This is a genomic window from Pantanalinema rosaneae CENA516 (assembly GCF_050753385.1).
Taxonomy (GTDB): domain Bacteria; phylum Cyanobacteriota; class Cyanobacteriia; order Leptolyngbyales; family Leptolyngbyaceae; genus Pantanalinema; species Pantanalinema rosaneae.
Map to the genome: position 1 here is coordinate 19374 of NZ_JBLZFZ010000060.1, position 23416 is coordinate 42789.

Sequence of the window (23416 nt, forward strand, 5' to 3'; positions counted from 1 at the left end):
AGTGGCTGGAGGTTGCCAATGACCCTTCCTCCCAAGCGCCGCCTCCCCGAACCGTTGCCCGGAGATCCTCAGGGGAAACGGTTATGTGAACTGTTTAACCACCCGTGGTATCCGATCGTGGCGGCCACCCCTGAGGATGCTCAAGCCAAACCACAATGGCAAACCCTCAAGCGCTACCCCCTGCGTCCCCGGACCCTATGGAACCAGTGGCAGGATGCCAACCAACTGGTTGGAGTCCGGTTTGGCAATCAAACCCAATATGCGTTGATTGACCTGGATACACAGAGCCAATATCGCTTGCCCGATGCTATCTCTGCGATCAGGCAAGCCTTGGAAACGATCGGGATTTGCCGTGTCATTCCGATTCAATCGAGCTGGAGTGGCGGCGTTCACCTCTACTTGCCATTGCCAGAAGCTGTAGCAACCTTCGACCTGGCGTTAGCCGTGAAACGCTGTCTAGAAGTTCAGGGGTTTGAGGTCGCGCCGGGCCAATTAGAAATTTTTCCGAACGTCAAAAGCTGGGGCAACCCCGCCAAAGGACAATATATCCAATACAATGCCCATCGCTTGCCATTACAGCCTGGTACAGGCTCTTTTCTCCTGGATGATGACCTGCAACCGATCGGGACTGACCTGGCTAGCTTCTTCCAACAGTGGGACAGTGCGACTCCCCAACAAGACCTAACCCTGCTCCAACTTGCCCTCAACCAAGCGAGAGCCAACCATAAAGGCAACTACCAGCCCCCCACCGCTTCCAAAGTCATAGATGCCTGGAAACAGGATTTAGAACGCGAGATGGCTGAAGGCTGGACAGGACACGGACAAACCAATCACCTACTGAAAACGATCGCATGTTACGGTATCGTCTTTCAAAGCTTAACCGGAACCGCGTTGGTGGACTATGTCGAGCAAACCGCGATCGCCAGTGCCGGATACACCGAATGGTGCCGCCATCAGCTAGAAATTCGGCAGCGCAGCCAGGACTGGGCCGAAGCCGCTGAAAGGTATTACTGGGAACTGGGAACAGATGGCGAGCGAGAAGGCAACGTCCATGCGGCGAACAACATTGTGCCCATGCGGCGGAACCGCCGAAACCAAGAGAAAGCTTTGGATGCCCAGGCTCGGATTCAACAAGCCGTCAAAACGTTAGCGGCGTTAGGGCAACTGCCGGATGACCTGAGTAAGCGAGGCGACGCGATCGTGGTGCAAGCGCGATGCAGCAAGCAGACCTTGTACAAATATCAGGAACTCTGGCAGCCCAAATATGACCCGCAAAATCTGGAGGCATCCCCCGATTTAGTAGCGGCGATCGCCCCTCCTGCCAGTGTCAAAACTCAGAACGACAGCCAAATGAGTGTACAAGCCGAGCTAGAGCCAGTTTTCACCGCATTAACTGAGAACCCGCTTGACCAGCCAAAACCGCTAGAAGCCAAGCCAGTAGGGGTTGTACACTCAATCCCCTATATGAAAGGTGGCAGTTTTGAAAGTAATCTCTTGCCTGCTGCAAATCCTTATCCGGCGGCGTTGGGTGAGTTTTCCCCAGCCTCACCGCCCGTTTCCCGCTCCCCTGAACCACCAGTAATTCCCGATAATGCTGACTCGGAGGTCACGATCGCGGCAATTCGAGGAGCAATCCAGCAGTTAGGTTGGCAGCCTACCCAGTTTCACCAGTTTGTGGCGGAACGCTTTAGGGGACGACGCTGGAGCCAGTTGACGGAGGACGATCGGCTGTTGCTGCTGTACTGGCTCCGGCAATGGGATAGCGGTGGTCAGTGATTGACTGCTACATCGACTCCCAGTAGACGCTGAAGTATGATAGCTGGATTCCCGAAACCCTTTGGGACAAAGCAGCAGCGGAAATGCTTAAAGATTTTGCGAGAGTTGGGAGCCGATCAAGAGAAGGAATAGCGATGACCGATGCGGATTTACCTCCAACGCCTGGAACTCAGTCTCCTCCGGCAGAATATGATTCACCCTGGAAGGAGGCACTAGAGTTTTACTTTGAACCATTTCTTTTGCTCCTGTTTCCGGCAGTGCATGAACTAATCGATTGGAGCCGTCCTTACGAATCGCTGGATCAGGAGTTTCAACAACTCGCGAAGGATGCCGAAGTGGGCAAACGGTTCACCGACAAATTGTTTAAGGTCTGGCAACGGGATGGGGCAGCAGCCTGGATTCTGGTTCACATTGAAGTGCAAAGCCAGGAGGAGTCGGGATTTGCTGAACGGATGTTTGTCTATAACTACCGGTGTTTTGACCGTTACCGTCAACCTGTGGTCAGTCTAGCGGTGCTGGGGGATGATCGCCCTGCCTGGCGACCCAATTCCTACGGGTATACGTTGGGTGGTTGTCGGATGGAGATTGAGTTTCCGATCGCTAAGCTCTTGGACTACGAAGCTCAGTGGTCAGAGTTGGAAGAGAGTCGGAATCCATTTGCGGTCATGGTGATGGCACACCTGAAGACAAAGGCGACAACGGGAGAACCACAGCAGCGTAAACAGTGGAAATGGGTGTTGGTTCGCAGGTTGTTTGAGCAGGGCTATAGTAAAGATGATGTGGTAGAGCTGTTCCGGTTGGTGGACTGGATGATGGCGCTTCCCAAGGGGTTAGAACAGGAGTTTCGAGCAGAACTGAAGCAATATCAAGAGGAGCGACAGATGCCCTACATTACCAGTGTTGAGCGGCTAGCCAGGGAAGAGGAAGCCATTATTACTCTACAAGAAGTAATTTTGGATACGTTGGCTTTACGGTTTACAACAGTGCCAACGGCTTTAGTAGAAAGCTTGAATCAAGTAGATGATGTGAATTTTTTGAAATCGCTTCACCGTCAGTCTGTCACGGCTGCTTCCCTAGAGCAATTTCACCAAGCACTTGACCAACAGCCACGGGAAAACTAGGGCTATCCCTATTAGGTTGTTTATGAAATTGGGTTTTTCTTACGCAACGTTCTTCAAGCGTGTTACGGCAAGTAAAGATAGCGCAGGGTTTCAGCCCTTCCCGTTCCAGCTCAGGTTTTCTGAGCATGATAAGAGCCAATCGGTTTTTTGCGAAATTCCTACTGGATTAGGAAAAACCTATATGGTTTTAATTGATTGGTTATGGGGACGCTTAAATGAAGACAGATTTACCCCAAGACGGCTAGTTTTTGTTCTTCCCTTAAGGACGTTAGTTGAACAGGTTTATGGTGATGTAGAGAGAACCTTGCAACAGGCAGGTATGGCTGACCGCATCTCTGTCTATATGTTGATGGGAGGTGTGGTAGAGCTTGATTTTGACGAAGATCCAACCAGAGAATGTGTACTGATCGGGACTCTGGATCAGGTGCTCTCTCGGCAGTTGATGCGGGCGTATTCTTGTAACAGAACGAGGTTTCCTAAGCAATTTGCCTATTTGCATAACGATTGCAGAATTGTTTGCGATGAAACCCAGTTGATGGGGGCAGGTTTTTTAACGTCTGCGGTTCTCCAGGAATTTCGAGACAGGAAGGGTGTCTTTGGCAACGCACAAACTATTTGGATGAGTGCTACGCTCGATCGCTCCTGTCTAAATGAACATCAGTTGTTTAGGGATTCACCTGTATTGTCATTAGAACTAGAAGATTGGGAGAACAAAAAACTGATAAAACGGTTAGGGCGAACGAAGCGTTTAGAAAAAGCTCAAACGGTTTGGGATGGTTATCAGAAAGGCGGAGTAGAAGGATTCACTCGAAATTTGTACCAAGAAGTTGTTAATGCTCACAAGCCAGGAACGTTGACGCTGATTATTTTGAATACGACAGCAAAGGCGATCGCACTCTATCGCGCTTTGCTGGAAACGTTCCCTAATGAACCAATTGAGTTATTACATTCCCGATTTCGCCCACCAGATCGGGCAAAAAAGGTTGAAACTATTACTGACAAGAGATTTACAGGGATTATTGTTTCAACCCAATGTGTGGAAGCAGGAGTAGACCTGGATGCTCGCGTGTTGTTTACGGAATTAGCTCCCTGGGCTAGTTTGGTGCAGCGGTTTGGACGATGTGGTAGGCGCGGAGCATACCCGGACGCATTAATTTACTGGATTGATGCTGAAGTTCAGGATGAGCGAAGCCTGCGTCCATATAGCCAGCAGGAATTAGATGCATCTCGTACTCACCTTTTGACATTGCCTCATGCGGGCATTCAGGAATTACTCAAAGTTGAAGCCCCAAAACAGGCTGTTGACGGAAAACGGCTTGATGAAAGCACGTTTAGGCAACTATTTGACACGACCCTTAGAGAGGGTGATCCAGATGTTGCTCGTTATATTCGTAAAATTGACGCGCTAAATGTATCGATCGCTTGGCGAAAGTGGCAAGGTAAAACTCCTAATCCGGAGTGGGAGATTCACAGAGACGAATTATGCAGTGTTCCTTGCGATCGCTTTGAACAGTCAGAAATTCGGGAGTGCTGGGTCTGGAATGACTCAAGCAACCAATGGCAAAAGGTAACTCCAAAAAATTGTAAACCGGGACAAACCGTTCTTCTGCCCTGTTCTGCTGGCGGGTATTTAGTAAATATTGGATGGACAGGACGAGCAGTGGATGTTCCAGAGCCAATTCCTGCCCCCATCTTAAACAGGGAAACAAATGATACTGACTATTCATCATTCAACCGACAATGGGTAACACTACGTCAGCATTCAATGGATGCGGCTGAAGTGATGAAAGTGATTTTGGTGCAGCTAGAGGACCTAAATATTCCGCCTGAATTACAAGCGTTGCTAGTCAGGTCTGCTCAATGGCACGATCTAGGAAAGTCTCATCCTGTTTTTCAGCAACGCCTTTGTATAGCATTGGAGAAATTTTGGTCGCTAAGGCTAGAAGCCTTACGGAATAAGACTTTCAGCAATCAGTTTGGTTTTATGCCCAATGAGTCGAACTGTCCCGTTTTTAACTGTTTCTGGGACAGTTGATGCTGTAAAAGCTTGATTTTGCGTTGTTTCTGCTTGCTTACTGCAGCCAGCCCAGTCATCGTAAGTGGGACAGTTTGTCCTTAACGACCATTTTTTCTCGGCTACTATACAAAGGCGCTTGTCACCACGGTAAGGTTAGGGTTTCGGTTGATTCTTGGTCAGCACGAGGTGTAATTGAAGGTGATTCTATTCCTCTCGTCGATTTAGGGTTTGAGATGCTCGTTAATGAATGTATTCTCAACATTCCACCTTCCTATGGTGAAAATTCTTGGGACGAGATAGTAAAATTTGCTAGAAGTGAATCAGGGCTGGGAGATTTTAGATTAGCCTTCCTGGAAACATTAGTGAGGAACGCAGATGAAATTGCGTCCAATCCTAGAAGGAATACATTGAAACCAGCGAATTAGAACTAGGACGATTTGTCCCGAGATTTTAACCTCCCCTGTTGGGAGGGATACATTTGAAAGAATTGAATAAGTCACTTGACAATTTCTGCTTGCTGAAGCTAAAACTGGTGTACTAAAAAGTTCAGCGCATAAGAACTAGAAACTACCAATGATGTTTCAGACTTCTCGATCGCGGTCTTCCCGTCACCAGCAGGACATTATTTTTGCCGGGTGTACTTTGGAACCGATGGCTGCTTACCTCAAGGCATTGGGGTTGTTACGAGTGGTGGCACAACTTGACCCTCAAGCAATGGGGCGCTGGGATGGTAGCAGATTTATTTTGAAGACAACTTGTTCACCCCAAGACATCATTAATTTTTTTCTACTTCAATATTCCCCAAGCCCAGCCTGTAGTCCGTGGAATGGAACTTCTGGCTTTTGGAAGAAGGCTCCAATTGTGGAGCAGCTGTTGGCGGCAGAGAACCCACGCTTTTCCAAGTTGCGATCGCTCTACGCCACTGCAAAGGAATTTGTCATGGCATCTGGATTGAAACGGCAACCAGAGAAGGCTGAGAAAGTTAAGTTTATCCAAGATTTTCAGGATATTGTTGCAGGGCAGTTAGCCGATACAGAGGCGGGTAATCAGTGGCAGGAGTGGTTTCTTGCCGTTGTAGTTGAGCGGGAGATTGTCACGAAGAAGAGCGTTACCCGTAAGTTTGATATGCCCAAGTTACTAGGGACTGGGGGAAATATTGGTAATGCAGATTTAGGCTTCTGTTTTGCCCAAGCGATCGCTGGTCTGTGGGATTTGAATTCTGGTGTTCCTTTAGCTAAATGTGAGGAGCGAATTCGATCTGGTTTATTTGGTGAGCTACACTCTCATGTTCTCGACAGCACTGGACTCACTCAGTTTCATCCGGCATCTGATTTCTATACCGAATACCGAGAGCAGCGATCAAAGGATTACGCTCATGCGGGCATGAACTCGACAGCAGCAAGCAATCCATTTGACTTAGTGTTGGCGATCGAGGGACTTTTCCTGTTTTCTGGAATGAGTTGCCGGGAGGTAGAAACTGTTGAATCCACAACTTCTCACTATTCCTTAGCTGTATCACTTAACACAGCGCTAGACCCATCTAGTGCTTCAGATGAGGTGCGGGGACAGGATATTGAGGAAATCTGGTTGCCTGTTTGGGAGAACTTTGTTACAGCACAAGGACTGCGAGAAGCTTTATTTGAACGAGGTCGCAACCGTTTATCACGGCAACCCATTCGAGATTCGATCGATTTTGCTGCCGAAGTTTCTCAATGGGGTGCTGATCGCACTATTGATCGATTTGTTCGCTACGGCTTCTTGAACCGAAAAGGACAAGCTAATTTCTCTGTAAGCTTGGGACAATTTCGCCCCATCAAAGGGTTAGTTGATTTCGCCGCTGAACTACGTCCTTATCGCCAGTTCATGAAGCGATTTTGCCGCCGAAAAGAAGCAACTCCGAAATTAGAGGCATTATTTAACTGTTTAGAATCCTCAATTTTTAACTTGTTGGGGTCAAATGGGCGGGTTATTGATGTCTTAACTGCGATCGGTGCCCTAGAATCCTATATTTCAAATTCAGGGGAGATCGGCGAAGATACCTTACCTTCTCCCTGCCCAACATTGTCATCTAAATGGGTAGCGAAGGCATTGCAGGAAGATAGTAGTCCTGAAGCGCGATTGGCGCTTTCCCTTGCCAGTTGTCAACTCCGTTCTCAACTCTTCCGAGTCAGTCGATCTGAGCAGGGGTGGTGGAAATGGGATGAGAGCGTAACTTCTTGTTGGATCAATGGTTCACCCATCCAGTCCTTATTGAAGTTACAGCAGCACTGGGAATTAAATGGTAAGCCAAGCTGGTTTATTCCTGCCTTACCTTGCGATGTCGGTTGCTTTATTCAGCAAGATGCCGAGCTAGGAAGGTTTGAAGAATTGCTGAGAGGTTTTGCCCTCTGCTCATTTAAAGATTTCTCTTTACCTGCTATCCAATCAACAGACTATTTCATTTCACCGTTGTACGTCCTGTGTTCTGCCTGTGTATGGGGCGATCGCCGGGATGGAATTGAGGGAAAAGTTGCCGAACACACACAGATGTTGGTGCGCTGGTTGAGTTTGAACCAACCAGATCGAGCCGGAGAACAGGCTATTCGGTTACTTAGAAGTGCTGGATATTGCCCCAAAGTAAGCCTATCTGGAAGTTTTAGAGGAGCAGACTTTAACCGTGTTATGGCGGCATCCCTAGCTTTTCCCCTTACTCAGTATCAAATTGACCACCGTTTTTCTCGTTTTCTCTAGGAGGAACTCTTGAAACTAAATCGCACATCGTCTAGAACCATCATTAAGGTGAATCTTGCTCCGGCAGTTTATGGAAGTTTTCAGCCAACTGGATTTCCTGATATTAAGGCTTCCCGGTTTGTTATTCCCGGTAGTAACCAGGAAAATTTGCTAGTAGAGTCACCTCAGTCGATCGCCAATCGGTTAGAAGCAACGGTCTGGAGTGCTGCAAAGCAGGATGTAAAATCAATCTTTACTGGGTTGCCCTATGTACGCCTAGTAGATAAAGCAACCGGCTCTTACATTGCCAGTTCTCTATCTCTGCCCCATCGCCTTGCATCTGCTTATATCTCTAAAAGTAAAGACCCATTTAGTAAACAGCTGCTCAATGACCTAAATTCAATGGGTGTTGCGGCAGCTACGTTCAAATACTGCCCAAATTCCCTTCTGCATGGTTGCTTCTATAGCCATGTAGAAGAGGGCAAGCACAAAGCTTTGCGTCTTATGGGAGGGCGAATTGATGCGTTCGATATTGCTCCTGTTGTTACGGGTGGTGCGGTAAAAGACCCAATTAGTGCCAGTGGGAAAGACTTTGATCTGACAGCGATCATCGATGGCAAGGCCGAGGGTGGAGACGATCGCGCTTCTAAAGCTGGAGCTGGAAACATTATTCACTATGCTGAAGAGTTTGTTGCAAAACGGATTGAAGCAGCATTCTTTATTGATGATGAGTTGATTGCTGTGCTTCCTTTAGAGGAGTGTGCAAAATCCCTGTTGAAGGCGATCGCTTGCTGGAAAATCTATGCATTTTTGCAGTCTGACCTGCGACTTCGCTCTAACTGTATCTTAGAGGTTGTGGATGATCCTGAGGTGATCGGAACTGTTCCCCCCTTTGAAGAATTGGAGCAGCAGATTCCAAAACTGATTAACCAGTGTGCTGCACAAAAATTGTTTGCTGATCCTGCAATCACAAAAATTTCACTTGACTTGAAACCCAAACCTCAGTCCTCTGCCACGTCTACAGAGAAGCCTAAACGGGGTAAGAAGAACCAGGGTGATGCTGAGGTTGAACAGGGACAATTGGAGGTTGAAGCGTAATGAGTGTGGTGATCACAATTTCTCTGCTCAACAATCTCTATGGCGCTAACCCTTGGAACACAGCCCATATTGAGGGAAAAGTGGAATATCCTCCCTCTCCTTGGCGTATCTTGCGTTCCATCTTAGCGGGCTCCTACCTTTGTCAGGAGAAACCTATTGCGCTTGATTCTGCTGTATATAAGCTAAGCCAAGTTCGTCCCGAATTCTATCTTCCAGCAACGACTTATACTCAGCATCGCTACTACCGTAAGGATCAGACAAATGATGAGAATCTTTATAAGGGAGGGCGGAAGGTAATTGAACCTGCACTTCGGTTTCATCAAGAGGACAACACAATCTGGGTTCATTTTCCGAATGTTGTCTTCTCTCCAGAAGAGCAGACCGCGGTTACCCAAGTGCTTCCCTACTGTCGTTATTTAGGCAGGAGTGAGTATATTGCAGACTGGCAGTTGAAAGACCTTGGGCAAATGCCCAGACCAAATGCTACTCCTGAACCAACAGGGACAACATTAGTGTTATCCCCAATAGTGGGACAGACACCGAGTGAACTCATAGAACATCTCAATGCTTCACCCCGGACTCTACGGCATGAACGTCAAATCGACTTGATCCCAGGTAGTGAATGGATTAGCTACTCAGTTCATTCCTCTGATGCTCCAAGATTTCAGGCTTCTGCTACTCCCTTGTATCCCAGCAATGCCCGGTTCCAATTGGTAGGAGTTGCACTTCCTAGAAAGGAGGATTACCTGATGTGGGCAGAGCGACTACATCAAGCTCTGGTAGGGAAGTGCCCGACTTCTACTTTCACAGGTAAAGATGAGCAGGGTAATCCCCTACAATTTGCTCATGCCTATATCTACCCAGAATTTGATCGGCAGGGTTATGTTACTCATCTCAATTGTTATCACTCTTCAGGATTCCGTCCTCAAGAGTCTAAGGCATTCTTAGAAGTTAAAGCTTTATGGGGAAAGAACGGTAATATTGCCCTGATTTTGGAATCTTTGACTCCTAAGGATATCTATCAACCTTCACGCTATTGGCGATCGACGACCCCCTTCTTCCTCAGCCTCTATCCTAAATCCCGTAAGGGTAAGCCTAGGATGTTATCTGGAACTCAGTTTCAAGATTGCGGTGTTGAACATCAAGCGCTGCGCTCGTTGCTCTCCTTACATCTTGGCATTCATCCCCATACGATTTCTTACCATCAGGATGGAGAACGACTGTGCGCGATCGCACAAGATTTGCCGGTTGCCTGGTGCGATCGCGCCAGTCTATTTCCTAGTTGGTATCGTTGGCAGAATGTCCGCAAATCTGGCAATAATTTGAGAGGTACGGCGGAAGGATATCAGGTAGATATTGAACTTGCTACTCCCTTTACAGGGCATCTTAGTATTGGGTATGGGGAGTATTTTGGTTTGGGAATGCTCTCGCCTATGCGCGAATCGGTAGGTATAGAACAGGCAATTGCGCAAGAAGCAGTTGGGCAAAGGACTTTCGCTATTTTTTGATTTCTTGATTCGCGCATTTCTAGAATCAGCTCATAGCAAGCTTTGTGGAGTAGTATCCGAACTTTGTTTAAACTTGTTTCTGTTGAATTTAGATTTATCAGGGTCATCCGCGCAAAGAGCCTCGAAAACGCACGATGTGAAGCACTTTCAAAGCTCTACTGTTGAAACCGCCATTTCCTGGCGGGATACATTGAAACTTAACCAAGAATGTAGATAACTCGATCACCATTGAGGTTGAAACCGCCATTTCCTGGCGGGATACATTGAAACTTGAAGCTGGTTAGTTCTCAGTTATCCCTGGAGTTGGTTGAAACCGCCATTTCCTGGCGGGATACATTGAAACAGCGATCGGGCAGGCAGGCGAGCAAAAAATCTGTGGTTGAAACCGCCATTTCCTGGCGGGATACATTGAAACAACTTTAATTCAAAGAGATGACACAGGAAGAAATTGTTGAAACCGCCATTTCCTGGCGGGATACATTGAAACCAAGGCGGGAACCGGGGCAATTCATATCAAGGGCGTTGAAACCGCCATTTCCTGGCGGGATACATTGAAACTGATTGGTAATCAGCAGATAGCTATTAGAGCCATTGTTGAAACCGCCATTTCCTGGCGGGATACATTGAAACCCAGTGTGCTGATGTGCGATCGGCGCAAGAGGTTGGTTGAAACCGCCATTTCCTGGCGGGATACATTGAAACGCCTGACCAGTGCCAGTAGAATTCGGCTGCGTCGTGTTGAAACCGCCATTTCCTGGCGGGATACATTGAAACCTAGAACAGGCTCAAGAGGCGAGCGCTGGCTGGTTGGTTGAAACCGCCATTTCCTGGCGGGATACATTGAAACAAAGCCCTGGAAAACGAACAAAAGGCACTAGAGGGGGTTGAAACCGCCATTTCCTGGCGGGATACATTGAAACTTCTCCATTTGTTCATAGACCAGCAGCATTTTAGGGAGTTGAAACCGCCATTTCCTGGCGGGATACATTGAAACCCAGAGGTAGCCAGTATCCGGCACGGGTGGGTCAGGTTGAAACCGCCATTTCCTGGCGGGATACATTGAAACTACCATCACGGCAACCATCCCCCAGATTTCGCCTGGTTGAAACCGCCATTTCCTGGCGGGATACATTGAAACCTGTCTTGACCCATCAGCCCGAACCCGTGACTGATGGTTGAAACCGCCATTTCCTGGCGGGATACATTGAAACAGCTAAGAGCAAGCCCAAAGATGAACCTAAAAAGCCGTTGAAACCGCCATTTCCTGGCGGGATACATTGAAACGAACTGGGATTCAGTTTGCGGATCTCTCGGATCGCCGTTGAAACCGCCATTTCCTGGCGGGATACATTGAAACTTAGCGGTGATGGACGCGATCGCCAACGATGCCTGAGCGTTTGTTGAAACCGCCATTTCCTGGCGGGATACATTGAAACGTCCTGACCGTGTACCGAGTGAAGGCAGCTACTCGTTGAAACCGCCATTTCCTGGCGGGATACATTGAAACTAATAGCTCACCCGCCAAAGTTACACCAGCAGCAAGTTGAAACCGCCATTTCCTGGCGGGATACATTGAAACGCCGCCAAAGCGATCAAGAAGGTGGCAGGGGACATGTTGAAACCGCCATTTCCTGGCGGGATACATTGAAACAGCAACCTCGAGGAGCGACACCGTAGGACATAAGTTGAAACCGCCATTTCCTGGCGGGATACATTGAAACGCCATAGGGGAGGGGGTGCGATCGCGGCTCTATCGTTGAAACCGCCATTTCCTGGCGGGATACATTGAAACTCGTCGGCATCGATTTCGACAATGGCGACATTCAAGTTGAAACCGCCATTTCCTGGCGGGATACATTGAAACAGGTGCTTCTGACCTCTCTACCTCGACTGATAAGTTCGTTGAAACCGCCATTTCCTGGCGGGATACATTGAAACGCAAGCCCGTTGCTATTGTTGAAGTACCGACCTTCGGTTGAAACCGCCATTTCCTGGCGGGATACATTGAAACATTCGATTGCCAGGACATCAACAAGTCACGATCGTAGTTGAAACCGCCATTTCCTGGCGGGATACATTGAAACCCAGAAGGCTAAGGAAGCGCGGGAACAGCAGTTCCAGAAGGTTGAAACCGCCATTTCCTGGCGGGATACATTGAAACTACTGCGATCGCACCGGACACAGCCACCATTAAGGTTGAAACCGCCATTTCCTGGCGGGATACATTGAAACCGCTTGACGATCGAGGGCAGGCTTATATTTTTTCTGCGTTGAAACCGCCATTTCCTGGCGGGATACATTGAAACAACAGGGCAGTTAATCTCTGGCTCGTTCATTCTTGTTGAAACCGCCATTTCCTGGCGGGATACATTGAAACAGGGTGTAGGTTTCCTCTGTGATCCGGCTATCAGGTTGAAACCGCCATTTCCTGGCGGGATACATTGAAACATACTTGCGGCGTGAACATCAGATGATATTTGAGTGGTTGAAACCGCCATTTCCTGGCGGGATACATTGAAACAAGGCGCTACCAAGTAATCAGAAGAAGCTGAAGCTGTTGAAACCGCCATTTCCTGGCGGGATACATTGAAACGGGGATGATGTCGAGCTTTGATAGCTGGTTGTAGAGGTTGAAACCGCCATTTCCTGGCGGGATACATTGAAACGAACTGGCGGGAAGCGTAGCGACGATCGCCCGGAGGCAGTGTGTTGAAACCGCCATTTCCTGGCGGGATACATTGAAACCAGTTGCCAGTTTTGGCGACAGCAACAACTCAGCAAGTTGAAACCGCCATTTCCTGGCGGGATACATTGAAACTACTCATTCAATACTCCGGCTGTGAACTCTAAAAAGTTGAAACCGCCATTTCCTGGCGGGATACATTGAAACCCCATTAATGACAAAGGGGATGCTGATGCCAAGCGGCAGAAGTTGAAACCGCCATTTCCTGGCGGGATACATTGAAACAATCCAGTCCTGCCAGAAGATAGCCGATCGCGGCTGTTGAAACCGCCATTTCCTGGCGGGATACATTGAAACGAACTGGTTAGGCGTGGCAGCTGGCTGCATGATGGAGTTGAAACCGCCATTTCCTGGCGGGATACATTGAAACGGTCTGGCACGTCAAAAAGTCAGAAGTCAGTCATGGGGGCTGGGAGTTGAAACCGCCATTTCCTGGCGGGATACATTGAAACGGTCTGGCACAAATGCTCCCATCGTGCCAGGTTCCTTGTTGAAACCGCCATTTCCTGGCGGGATACATTGAAACAGGTGTAAACATGCTGGATCACCGCCAGTGGTAGGTTGAAACCGCCATTTCCTGGCGGGATACATTGAAACGTTAAAGCCATTGATAAGTGCGATCGTCTGGGGGCGTTGAAACCGCCATTTCCTGGCGGGATACATTGAAACATCAACCCAACTTGCCGACGCTTGAGGGATAGCTTTGTTGAAACCGCCATTTCCTGGCGGGATACATTGAAACTTGGCATTCTTCAGCCAATCCGCCGCGTACTCTTTGTTGAAACCGCCATTTCCTGGCGGGATACATTGAAACTTGTACTGTGGCTACGCGAGTGCCCGTATTAATCGTTGAAACCGCCATTTCCTGGCGGGATACATTGAAACAGGCGCTGTGGCACACGAGGGCTTACAGCACTGCGGGTTGAAACCGCCATTTCCTGGCGGGATACATTGAAACAACATGGATGTACCTATTAAAAAGTTTTGGGAAACAAGTTGAAACCGCCATTTCCTGGCGGGATACATTGAAACATTGAAAACCCATTAGAGCAATGGGCGAACAACGTCGTTGAAACCGCCATTTCCTGGCGGGATACATTGAAACGTATTCGCATCTCACCCCGACAAAGGTAATACCGGTTGAAACCGCCATTTCCTGGCGGGATACATTGAAACGATTTCAGCTATCCCAGCAGCGTCCTGGAAGGACGTTGAAACCGCCATTTCCTGGCGGGATACATTGAAACAAGTGGTGGTAGACCCGCGAAACTCATGGCGATCGTTGAAACCGCCATTTCCTGGCGGGATACATTGAAACAACCTCCTGAGTTCGCCCGTCCCCTCCCTGTTCCGTTGAAACCGCCATTTCCCGGCGGGATACATTGAAATCGGGTGTTGGCTTGGACAAATAAGCGGGTTACAGCCGTTGGAACCGCCCCTTCCCGGTGGGATATATTGAAACACCTTGTCCGTGATCGCGGACAAGGTAAGTAGTTCAAGTTGAGACCGCCACTTCACAGCGGAATACATTGAAAATGGCTAATTGGGCGGATTAGGGCGCTCTGTTGAGGGAGGATTAGCCTCGGAACTCATGTAAAGATTGGATAGGTAGGTGAATGATCTGCTTAGTAAAATCACCAGTTTGAGTATATCCGTGTGGAGTGCAGGATAACCGTTTTAGAGTTCAAACCTTACTCCAGCCATTTTGAGCTATTTTCATTGGGTTGCCTGTACAGGTCAATCAATCTGCCTCGCCTGATTATTCGCGGGGTAGAATGACATTCATGATTATCACCATAACCAGCTTCAAAGGTGGCGTTGGCAAGTCCACCACAGCAATTCATCTAGCAGCCTACCTAGCAAATAAACGAAATAAAACTGTATTGGCAGACGGAGATTTGAACCGTAGCGTGATTAATTGGTTTGAACGGGGAGGCGAGAACTTACCCTTTTCTGTGTGTGATGGTGATTCCCTTCCCGATCGCTACGATCACCTGGTAATCGATACGGCAGCCAGACCCACGAATGAAGAATTGGTTGCCTTAGCAGAAACCTCTGATTTGCTGGTGGTTCCCTGTACCCCAACCACCTTTTCCCTGGAGGCAACCATTGGGACATTAGCGGTTTTGCCCAGCGATCGCTATAAGATCCTGTTAACCGTTGTTCCTCCTAAGCCGAGCCGCGAAGGTGAGAAGGCATTATCAGCCTTGAAAAAAGCTGGGTTACCCGTATTTAACACAATGATTCGTCGTTTTACGGTTTACCTGAAAGCTGAAAATTTGGGAGTTCCCGTTTCAGACGTGCGAGATCCGAAGTCAGCTGAGGCTTGGGCAGATTACACAGCAGTCGGCAAAGAGATTGTGAAGGTGGTGAAGAAATGACCAACCTGGATAAGATTATTGCTGCCGCCCAAGCGAAACAGAGTCGGCAAGAGCAACAACCTCAGTTCAAAGTTCAAGACAGCACACTGCCCTTAGCTCAGATTCAAACTCGCCAGCAAGATACTCGTCCCCTCAATCCGAAGCATGTCGAGTCCTTAGCAGAGTCGATCGCGGTTCTCGGGTTAATTGAGCCGTTAGTTATCGACAATCACGGGCGGCTCCTGGCAGGCGGGCATCGCCTAGCAGCCATTAATCATCTGAGGGAAACTCAGCCCAACAAATATCAGAAGAATTTTCCCAATGAACTCATTCCAATTCGGCGATTACCCTTTGACGCTGATGCAGATCCCGAATTAGCACTCCAAATTGAGGTTGCTGAGAACGAACAACGACGCGACTATACCCCTGCTGAAGTCAGAGCAATCGCCGATCGCCTGCGAGAGTCGGGTTATGTTGATGTTAAAGGCAGACCCAAGAAGGGGCAAAAAGCTTTGATGCCTGCATTAGCTGTGGTCGTTGGTAAACATCTTCGGACGATTCAACGATATCTGGGTGATGATGAGCCACAGGAAAAGGCGACAGAAAAAAGTACGACACGTGTCGTACTTTTAAAGCAGGCTTTATCCAGGTTGGATAAGTGGCAACAGGGAAAGCCTCAAACACCAGCAGAAAAAGATTTAGCAGAGAAACTACCGGACTTCATCCATCTGCTTAAAAAAGCGATGAATGATTATTAGTTGAGATGGTAGCTTCAAACCAATTTTTGCCTTGATAGGAGATATTGGTATTTCAAGGGAGGATTGTGCCAGTTTGGGACGCATCAGAAACGATGGTTAATGGGTAAGGAAAATTACAAAGTATGTGTCAGCTTCTAAAAAACCAGGTTGATTGACACATACCACATTGGGCATTGTGGCATCTAATAGCTTCTGCTTCCGATCTATAGCCTGAAACAGCTAGTGAAGTAAAAAGTAGTCTGAAGTATGTGTCAGTTGCTAAAATTAAATTTAGCTTGACACATAACTCATGATGACTCTGAAAGACTTGCAGCAAAAATTAAAAATGCTGGAGAAAGCTGAAGCAGAAATTAGAGGTCAGGGAATTTTTTTAATCAATCCTGATTTTGGCTTGGATTCTACTCGTAATGGTCGTGGAACTGAAAGAATTTATTATCGTAAGCGCTGGTTTGATGCTAAAGGTAAAAGGCAAAGCCAGCCATTAAATTACGATGAATATACTTCGATTAAGGCAGAGATAGAACGTGGAGCTAAATTAGAAAAAATTAATGCTGAGAAAAAGGAAATTCAGATTCAAATTGAATATATAGCAAAGATAGCTGAGCAATTTGGTTTAGATTTACCGCGAATGAGTCCAGCTGAGAACGCTCGTCAGGTCAAACATTCTAGTGACTCGAATGAATGGTATACCCCGGAGAAATTTATTGAAATGGCAAGAAGGGTAATGGGTAAGATTGACCTCGATCCAGCCAGTAGCCCAGTAGCACAGGGTATAGTGCAAGCAAAGCACTATTTTACCCAGGCAGAGGATGGGATGCAGCAGAATTGGTGGGGGCGAGTTTGGCTTAATCCTCCTTACGGTCGCTGTAGCAACGAGCTAAACATTTATGGTGCAACCGCTTGGATGCAAAAGGCGATTACAGAGTTTGAAAGTGGAAGAGTTGATCAGGCTATTTTGTTGGTTCGTGTCAGTGGTAGCCGAGGAGTAAGAGAACTAGAATCAAAGTTTCCTCGTTGTAGTGTTGGCAGGATTCCTTTCATTTCACCAGTTTCTAAAAATTGTGACCGGCCTGGACACGACTCATTATTTTTCTATCTTGGTTCCGAAGTAGAAAAATTTAGAGAGGTGTTTTCAGAAATAGGTTCTGTATTAGGTCCTTAGTAAGGAAAGGTTGTGATAGGGTAATCTGAATATAGAACTAGTAATCATGAAAGTTGTTCATTAAGCAACTATCAAGAACGAAATGGTTAAGTTCTGCATGAACTATTGTCACAACAGCCACATCGCAATAAACCTATTGAGTGTTTGTTCAAAACGCCAGTTAGGTTGTCTCGTAAACGGTCATTTTTGACAGTCCAGAAATTCCGAATTTTCGCGAACGAGATATCAAGCGTTCTTGACTCTCAAAACCCTTCTCAGAATCAATCTCTCAAAATGATGCTTTTGGGTTGAGTTCTGAGAGAATAGAGGAACAGTTTGGATTAAACATCGCCATGCTAATCGGTTATGCCCGCATTTCGACAGCTGAGCAATTACTGGATTTGCAAACCGATGCGCTCAAGCAAGCGGGGTGTCAAAAAATCTTTACCGATATTGCCAGTGGCGCTAAATCCGATCGCCCTGGTCTAGCAGAAGCACTGGGATATTTGCGGGAAGGCGATACTTTGGTAGTTTGGAAACTCGATCGCTTAGGCCGATCGCTGAATCACTTGATTCAAACAGTGACTCAACTGGGTGAGCAAGGCATTGGATTTAAGAGTATTCAAGAAAGCTTGGATACAACGACTAGCGGTGGTCGGCTCATTTTCCACATCTTTGGCGCGATCGCAGAATTTGAACGGGAAATTATTCGGGAGCGTACCCAGGCTGGATTAAGTGCCGCTCGGGCACGAGGCAAGAAAGGTGGTCGTCGGAAGGTGGTGACTCCGCAGAAGCTGGCGATGGCGAAAGCATTGGCCGCAGACCCAAATCGGACGATCGCGGAAATCTGTGAGGTGCTAAAAATCTCGCCAGCGACCTACTACAGATATGTCAACCACTCATAGGGTTGTAATTAAGAGAAATTTATTATCGTTTGTAATTACTGTGTATATGTGAGATAGAGGCTGAGATATGTGGAAGTTTATGAGGCCACAGCTTAGCTAAGTTATCACCGATATTATTAGCTGAATTGTGGAGATAAGTGAGTTTAGCAACGCTGTCATGTTTAACGGATGAAAGAAATGTTTGAAAGGGATGCCAAATGTCTTGAGTGAGTGAATGGGTAGTGGGAGGGCAGACTCCAGATTGTAGGTGAATGAGACAGCGGATTTCAGGAGTGGCAACTGCCACGACTACCCCTACTACAGCCATGACCAACCCGCCCAATGCTATCCAATCGGAGTAGTTCCAACTCTTTGCCTCCCAATTCACTGGTTTCATTTGATTCCATATTGGCTGATTGAACACTAGAACCATAACCTCCTTCCAGCACGATTGGCTTCTGTGAAAACCACAATTTTAACCTCCTGGTGGGTGGATGTACTACTAGGTTACTTCTAGTGCAGAAAAAACAGAATCCCTGATATGAATACAGAACGAAATGGTGATAGGAAGTGGCAAAACTGAAAAATAATTTGATCGCGCTACGCGCTAAGAGGAAAGAGAGAAAAGAAGCAAGGGTAGAGGGCACAAGGGCAATAGAGCAAAGGGCTAAGGAAGAGTCCTCGCGGCACGACACACAACCCGAAACCCATTGTAGTCGAGGCGCTCGCCCGGATGATCGTTGACGCGAATCGCAGACCGACAAAGCCGCGGATAGCCGTTCCAGGAACCGCCCCGCAACGACCGGTTAGCCCTCTCATTAGTTGACGTCCAGGGTGTATTGCCATCTAATTTCAAGTCGTTCGGCTTATCGGCATAATTGTCGTGCCAATGGTCAGCACACCATTCCCAAACGTTGCCATGCATGTCATAGAGACCAAAGGCATTGGCAGGGAAGCTGCCGACAGGTGTGGTTTGACCTCGCTTGATACCTTTTGGACCCCGATCGTAAGCGCCGTAAGTTTTATCAGTACCGTCATAATTAGCTAACTCGGTAGTGATGGTGTCGCCAAAGTGGAAGGGAGTCGTTGTGCCAGCCCGGCAGGCGTACTCCCACTCTGCCTCTGTGGGCAGCCGATATGCCCGTCTAGTTTTGGTAGAGAGCCGCGCACAAAATTCCACAGCCTCATCCCACGTTACCTGTTCAACAGGGTGGTCTTCTCCCTTAAATCGGGAGGGGTGTGGGTCAAGTGTCTGCTGCTCCTGGGGAAATGCGGCTACAGCCTGCCATTGGGCTTGGGTAATTGGATACATGCCCATAAAGAAGTCGCCTAGGGTCACCTCATGCTGGGGGCCTTCCCTATCCATTCGTTCTACTTCATCGGTGGGCGACCCCATGACAAACGTGCCACCGGGAATTTCTACCATTTTCAGAAGAATGCCATTCCCCAGGTCTTCGGCATAGTAGCGACTACGCCGTTCCTGAATATGAAGATTGATGCGATATTTGGTGTTGGGAGAGGTTGCCATAGGAGCCAAGCGTTAGGAGTGAGGGTGGTCGGGCAACGGTTCAGCATGGCTTACTAAGCTGACCGACCGGGTTGATTTTTGGATGCCGTCACCGACATCACCGGAACAGGGCTGGACTCTTCTTCGACTCACCCAGCAGATTCCCATCTGCCAGCCCTGGTACAGAAGAGTGCTCGCGGCACGACACACAACCCGAAACCCATTGTTGTTGTTGCGCTCGCCCGGATGATTGTTGTTGCGAATCGCAGACCGACAATTCCTCGGATTGTTGTTCCAGGAACCGCCCCGCAACGACCGGAAGTGCCTGTCCCGTCTTCACCCCCTTGTCAAATCAAGTGAGGTGAATATCTGTTGGCGGAGTTGCCAGGTGTCGCCATGTTTGAGGTGTGCTTCCCATGCTTGTAGAGATTGGCGCAGTTCGGTTAGCGATCGCTGCCCCAGCTTATACGCTGTTTGCTGTCGGCGCAGCCGTCGTCGTGCCCGTCGGAGATTTTCGGTGCGAACCCGAACACAAACTTGCCTGGGGAAAGTATCCCCAACGGGGAGAACACGGAAGCCTAAAAAGTTTGCGCCATGTTGGGTCTCGAACAACTGGCTCTTAATCGGATGAATTTTGAGGCGAACCGTGGCCAAATTTTCCTCGATCGCCTGCCTTGCCTCATGCAAGAATCCTCGATCGTCAGAAAACAAGGCAAAGTCGTCTACATACCGCACATACCGCTTGACCCGGAGTGTATTCTTAACAAACTGATCTAAGGAGTTGAGATACCAGTTGGCAAAGAACTGGCTGGTGAGGTTGCCGATCGGTAAGCCACGCCGCCGCTCGAGGGGACTGAGCAACTCATCGCCAGGAAAATGGAATATAGCTGGTGGTTGCTCGTTACTGTTATTGATGATGGTATCGATTAACCAGAGGGTGTCCTGGCATTTGATTTTACGCCGAATGATTGCCTTAAGAATTTCGTGATCGATACTAGGAAAGTATTTTTGTAGATCGCATTGCAACACAAAGCGGCTGGAGCGGGCGAAACGAATGAAGCGATCGAGGGCACGATGACTCCCTTTGCCAATGCGATTGGCGTAGGAATCGTAAATAAAACTGCGGTCTACCAGGGGCACAATGATATTGCATAGGGCATGGTGAACGACACGATCGCGGTAGGGGGCTGCCGAAATCAGCCGCCGCTTAGGCTCAACAATCTCAAAAGTGCGATAAGCACCAGGGCAATAGGTTTTAGCCAATAGGGAGGCTTGCAGGTCAAGCAGTTCGGCTTCCCGGTTGTAATTAAAGGTGAGCGTAGTATCTCGATAACGTTTGCCTTTCTGGGCTTTGTTAGCCGCTTCTAAAAGGTTGGAGAACGCTGTAACCTGTGACCAGAGATTGCCATACCGTTTCAAATGCTCACCTCCTGACCGCTCAATGTTGCCGCCTGATGACTCCTACTGCTTCCGTCCTTTTTGTTGCTTAATCCAACCTCCTAGCTCACTCCCGATCGTGTTGATAAATTCCCCAGCATATTCGTAGCGATCGACGGATACCAATTCAAAATCCAGCAGGAGGCGGGTCTGATGCCGCAGAATATCCAATTGGCTGTTGAGGGATTCCAGTCGGGGCAATTTATTCGATTCATACCGGGCTCGAATCAGGTTATCGAGCAAGTCATAGAGCCCAGTAATGATGCGATCGCCGAGCAAAAAGCGGTGATGTCGAGGTAAGCGGTTCAGGATGGGGACATACCAACGAATCAGGTCATAGGTGCGCTGAATAATAGGCAACTCACTCATAAATCAGTTGACGAACATTTCAAGGTTCATCAGTTTGCGGCAAAAGCTGGAGGAATGTCCAGGTTTTTGATAAAAGTTTGCGATCGGGCGATCTGTGAAAAAAATTTTGGAGGCGCTACGCGCCAAGAGCAGAGAGTAAACAAAAGAGGGCAGAAGGCAAAAGGACAAGTAGGGCAAAGGGCTACGCCAGAGTCCTCGCGGCACGACACACAACCCGAAACCCAAGGTTGAAGCCGCGCACGCCCGGATGACCGTAGCTGCGAACCGCAGACCGACAATTCCTCGGATTGACGTACCAGGAACCGCCCCGCAACGACCGCGCAGTGTCTTGTTCTGCAAGTGGTTCAGCCAGCAACCAGGGCTGATTGCCGTTCTCTTTTAAGGCGTCCGGTTTATCCACATAATTCTGGTGCCAGTCATCGGCACACCATTCCCAGACATTACCGTGCATATCGTATAATCCCCAGGCATTGGCAGGGAAACTACCGACCTCTGTGGTTTCGCCGCGATTCACTCCTTCCGGCCCATTGTTATAGGTAGAGTCCCCATCGTAATTTGCCAAATCAGGGGTAATCATCTCCCCAAAATGGAACGGCGTTGTACTACCTGCCCGGCAGGCGTACTCCCATTCGGCTTCTGTTGGTAAACCGTACTCCCGTCCTGTTTTCGTAGACAAGCGGGCGCAGAACTCCACCGCATCCTCCCACGACACTTGCTCTACCGGATGGTTCTTCCTGTTGAAATTAGCTGGGTCAGGGTTAAGCTGCCGATTCTCCTGCGGTAAGCTTGCCACTGCCCGCCACTGAGCTTGTGTCACTGGGTACTTGCCGATTAAGAAATCATGCAGGGTCACTTCATGCTGTGGATTCTCATAGTCGTACCGTTCTGGTTCATCTTCCGGCGAGCCCATCTGGAACCTGCCGCCTATAATTTCCACTAGTTCCAGTTGCACACCATTCCCCAAGTCTTCTAGCCGTTGCCAGCCATAGCCAGGTGACTTGGTAATCACCCATTCTGGTTGGGATGAGGACTGACGCTGTGATGAACGCGGCTTAGGAGGTGGTTGTTGCTGCTGAATCGTTGCTGTCTCAAACTCAAATCGCTGTAAGGGTTCCACCTCAACCGTTGCCACCTGGTAGCAGTGCTCCTGCAATGGTGGCCAATTTTTGGGCGTTGGCTCTGGTGGTGGATTGAGATAGGTAGCTAGTTGCTCGGCGCTTCTACGGTAATCTCCTCCCAAGCGACGTAAGGTGCTGAGTCCAATTTCGGCAAAGGGTTGGATGGTCTGTTGTTGGTGTGGCTCTAGTTGACGGCAGTCGGCAATTAGGGCTGCAAAACTTTTGATCCCTAACCCCAACCGCTCAGAAATATAGGCGGAAACTATATCAAGTACCTGAGTGGTTTTAGAGATGGGGACAGCATCAATCAACTTCTCCCTAACTGGTTCTGGAAAGTAATACTGCGTGGGTTGCTGAGGCTGGTTGGGCTGGTTAGCATCCAGCAATCCTCCCATAAACACTTCTGCTAGATGAACTTGCTGAGATTGCGGTAAGAGCGTTTGTTGGATGAGATGGGCGATAGGTACGCTGACTGGTACAGCTGCCATCAATCCCGCTAACTTTTGGGCTGTAATCGATGCGGTGGCACAAAACTGTTGTACTCGCTGTTCTGGAGTTAGTGGGTTGGGTTGGGCAGAGGCATCCGGCTGGGGGGCGAGTTGATTCAGGAACATTTGCAGTCCCGCCACTCGGGTGTCTCCTGCCCCAGTAGTGACCTTCGCCCAACGGCTGACGGGTTCCGGTTCCAAACTGATAATTGGCAGAATGATGGAACTGTCTGCTGTCTGCTGTCTGCTGTCTGCTAACTCCTGCCCAACTTCTGATTCCTGGTCTTGGTCTTCCGATTCCTCCTGCTCCTGATTAACTTCTGGATACACTGGCACCGCTCCCCTACTCAACATGGCTTGAGTCGCGCCAGGAGTGGCAGCA

The 23416-nt window shown here is 48.5% G+C and carries 15 protein-coding genes and 1 CRISPR repeat array; of the genes, 10 read left to right on the forward strand and 5 right to left on the reverse strand.

Annotation, left to right across the window (positions count from 1 at the left end; genetic code table 11):
• The first annotated feature begins 18 nt into the window (after positions 1–18).
• The 10 genes from ACN4EK_RS25960 (at position 19) to ACN4EK_RS26005 (ending at position 18136) form a co-directional block, all read left to right on the forward strand.
• Positions 19–1776 carry a bifunctional DNA primase/polymerase gene (locus ACN4EK_RS25960; protein ID WP_431661187.1) on the forward strand — a complete coding sequence of 586 codons (1758 nt, stop codon included), beginning with the start codon at positions 19–21 and terminating at the stop codon, positions 1774–1776.
• A gap of 134 nt (positions 1777–1910) precedes the next feature.
• Positions 1911–2897, forward strand: coding sequence for an RpnC/YadD family protein (locus ACN4EK_RS25965; protein WP_431661188.1), 987 nt, complete (start codon positions 1911–1913; stop codon positions 2895–2897).
• A gap of 22 nt (positions 2898–2919) precedes the next feature.
• The gene (cas3g, locus tag ACN4EK_RS25970; protein WP_431661189.1) at positions 2920–4932 is read left to right on the forward strand and encodes a type I-G CRISPR-associated helicase/endonuclease Cas3g; all 2013 of its coding nucleotides are present in this window, start codon (positions 2920–2922) and stop codon (positions 4930–4932) included.
• A gap of 555 nt (positions 4933–5487) precedes the next feature.
• A complete protein-coding gene (gene cas8g1, locus ACN4EK_RS25975; protein ID WP_431661190.1) occupies positions 5488–7644 on the forward strand; it encodes a type I-G CRISPR-associated protein Cas8g1/Csx17 in 2157 nt (718 codons plus the stop codon).
• A gap of 9 nt (positions 7645–7653) precedes the next feature.
• Entirely contained in the window at positions 7654–8721 is a 1068-nt protein-coding gene (cas7g, locus tag ACN4EK_RS25980; RefSeq protein ID WP_431661191.1) for a type I-G CRISPR-associated RAMP protein Csb1/Cas7g, read from the forward strand.
• Positions 8721–10229, forward strand: coding sequence for a type I-G CRISPR-associated protein Csb2 (csb2, locus tag ACN4EK_RS25985; RefSeq protein WP_431661192.1), 1509 nt, complete (start codon positions 8721–8723; stop codon positions 10227–10229). Before cas7g ends, csb2 begins: the two co-directional genes overlap by 1 nt.
• A gap of 160 nt (positions 10230–10389) precedes the next feature.
• A CRISPR array of direct repeats spans positions 10390–14508; the repeat unit is 37 nt; unit sequence GTTGAAACCGCCATTTCCTGGCGGGATACATTGAAAC.
• Positions 14509–14756: 248 nt separating this feature from the next.
• A complete protein-coding gene (locus ACN4EK_RS25990) occupies positions 14757–15353 on the forward strand; it encodes a nucleotide-binding protein (protein ID WP_431661193.1) in 597 nt (198 codons plus the stop codon).
• The gene (locus tag ACN4EK_RS25995; protein WP_431661194.1) at positions 15350–16090 is read left to right on the forward strand and encodes a ParB N-terminal domain-containing protein; all 741 of its coding nucleotides are present in this window, start codon (positions 15350–15352) and stop codon (positions 16088–16090) included. The genes ACN4EK_RS25990 and ACN4EK_RS25995 overlap by 4 nt, the downstream gene beginning before the upstream one ends.
• A gap of 289 nt (positions 16091–16379) precedes the next feature.
• A complete protein-coding gene (locus ACN4EK_RS26000; protein WP_431661195.1) occupies positions 16380–17252 on the forward strand; it encodes a DNA N-6-adenine-methyltransferase in 873 nt (290 codons plus the stop codon).
• A 332-nt stretch (positions 17253–17584) separates the two neighbouring features.
• Complete coding sequence (locus tag ACN4EK_RS26005) at positions 17585–18136, forward strand: recombinase family protein (protein ID WP_431661196.1); 552 nt, start codon at positions 17585–17587, stop codon at positions 18134–18136.
• Between the two features lie 646 nt (positions 18137–18782).
• Here ACN4EK_RS26005 and ACN4EK_RS26010 read toward each other — a convergent pair.
• The 5 genes from ACN4EK_RS26010 to ACN4EK_RS26030 all read right to left on the reverse strand — a co-directional run.
• Positions 18783–19643: a formylglycine-generating enzyme family protein gene (locus ACN4EK_RS26010; RefSeq protein ID WP_431661197.1), complete on the reverse strand. Its 861-nt coding sequence runs from the start codon at positions 19641–19643 to the stop codon at positions 18783–18785.
• A 12-nt stretch (positions 19644–19655) separates the two neighbouring features.
• On the reverse strand, positions 19656–19934 hold the full coding sequence (locus ACN4EK_RS26015) for a hypothetical protein (RefSeq protein ID WP_431661199.1): 279 nt from the start codon (positions 19932–19934) through the stop codon (positions 19656–19658).
• 24 nt (positions 19935–19958) lie between these two features.
• Positions 19959–21041, reverse strand: a complete 1083-nt coding sequence (locus ACN4EK_RS26020; protein WP_431661200.1) for an RNA-directed DNA polymerase — start codon at positions 21039–21041, stop codon at positions 19959–19961.
• Positions 21042–21083: 42 nt separating this feature from the next.
• On the reverse strand, positions 21084–21428 hold the full coding sequence (gene avd / locus ACN4EK_RS26025; protein ID WP_431661201.1) for a diversity-generating retroelement protein Avd: 345 nt from the start codon (positions 21426–21428) through the stop codon (positions 21084–21086).
• A 181-nt stretch (positions 21429–21609) separates the two neighbouring features.
• On the reverse strand, positions 21610–23416 hold a 1807-nt coding region (locus tag ACN4EK_RS26030), incomplete at its 5' end, for a formylglycine-generating enzyme family protein (protein WP_431661202.1).